The organism is Bradyrhizobium altum (assembly GCF_020889705.1).
Classification (GTDB): domain Bacteria; phylum Pseudomonadota; class Alphaproteobacteria; order Rhizobiales; family Xanthobacteraceae; genus Bradyrhizobium; species Bradyrhizobium altum.
The window spans coordinates 1-1,479 of the sequence record NZ_JACMYP010000533.1 but is presented as its reverse complement, the minus strand read 5'-3'; the positions used below and the strand labels follow the sequence as shown (position 1 = coordinate 1,479).

The following is a 1,479-nucleotide window of genomic DNA, read 5'->3' as shown; positions in this document are numbered from 1 at the left end:
TATAGCGCGACAATCAGGATGAGAGCGGCGCGTCAATCAAGATGAGACGAGGCGGCCGAGTCAGGAGATAATTGACGCTGGCCGTCGACTTGGCAAGCGTTGATTGACGCTGCGCGACAATCAAGTGGCGCTGCCAGCGTCAATCAAAGTCTTGTCGAGTTCGTTTGGGGTAGTGTGAACAGGCGGCCGGCCTGGACCGCGCTTGCGATCGAGGGCAACTTTTCGACGGTAACTTTCGACATTCATCTCGAGGATCGTGGCGTGGTGGACCAAACGATCGATGGCAGCCAACGTCATTGCTTGGTCCGGGAAGATACGCCCCCATTCGCCAAATGGCTGATTGGCCGTGATCAGCAGCGAGCGTCGTTCGTAGCGGGCGGCGATCAACTCGAACAACACACTGGTTTCCGCCTGATCCTTGCTCACATATGTGATGTCGTCGAGGATCAGGAGGTCATAGCGATCGAGTTTGGCGATCGCGGACTCCAGCGCCAGCTCGCGCCGCGCGACCTGCAGCCGTTGCACCAGATCAGTGGTTCGCGCGAAGAGAACGCGCCAACCGTTCTCGACGAGAGCCAGGCCGATCGCCGCGCCGAGATGGGTCTTGCCGCCGCCCGGTGGACCGAACAAGAGCAAATTGGCGCCGGCCTTCAACCAGGCGTCGCCGGCGGCGAGCGCCATCGCCTGTGCCTTTGATAGCATCGGCACGCTTTCGAAGTCGAAGGTTGCGAGCGTCTTGCCGGCGGGCAAACGCGCTTCCACCATGTGTCGCTCGATCCGACGGCGGGTGCGATCGGCGGCCTCGTGCTCGGCAAGGGCGGCGAGGAAGCGGGCGGCAGGCCACCCTTCCTTGTCCGACTGTGCGGCGAGCTTCGGCCAGATCGCCTTGACGCCCGGCAGGCGGAGCTCATTGAGAAGCAGCTCGACACGGGCAGCATCGACGGAGGTGGCGATACCGGTCATGCTGCCTCTCCCAGGTTCGAGCGGCCCGACATGACGCTGACGGAGGCGAGTTCATCGTAGACGTCGAGCGGCGCCAGCTTGACGGCGACACGCGGGATCGAGGCCGCCTCGGGTCGGAAGCGGTCGCGCAGCGCGGCAAGATCGGGTAACTGTCCGGCGTCCAGATCCATCGCGATCGCCTCGGCGAGTTCTGCTTCGCAGGCGCGCTCGTGAGCCAGCGCCAGAAGCTCGACCGTCACCTTGCAGGCGCGCCGGTCATCACCATGCTCCCGCAAGGTCTCGAACAGACGTTTGTAAGCTGCACGCGGGAAGAGTTGGTCGCGATAAACGAGATTGAGGAGCGCCATCGGCTTGCGCCGCAGGGCATGGATGACGTGCCGGTAATCCACGACATGACCGCCCTGACTCTCGGACACAGGCCGACCGCGCCGCAACGTCACGACCGGTGTGACGCCAAGGAAGCATTCGAGCCGGTCGTCGAAGATGCGCACACGCAGGCGATGGCCGATCAATCTT

General features: G+C 63.3%; 1 protein-coding gene and 1 pseudogene. Both read right to left on the bottom strand.

The window, feature by feature from the left end:
- Nucleotides 1–120 precede the first annotated feature (120 nt).
- Nucleotides 121–963 (bottom strand): IS21-like element helper ATPase IstB, encoded by an 843-nt coding sequence (gene istB / locus H8B02_RS47155; RefSeq protein WP_229172495.1) that lies wholly within the window; start codon nt 961–963, stop codon nt 121–123.
- Nucleotides 960–1,479 (bottom strand): annotated as a pseudogene (locus tag H8B02_RS47150) (IS21 family transposase); the annotation flags it as partial. The pseudogene H8B02_RS47150 and the gene istB, both read right to left, overlap by 4 nt.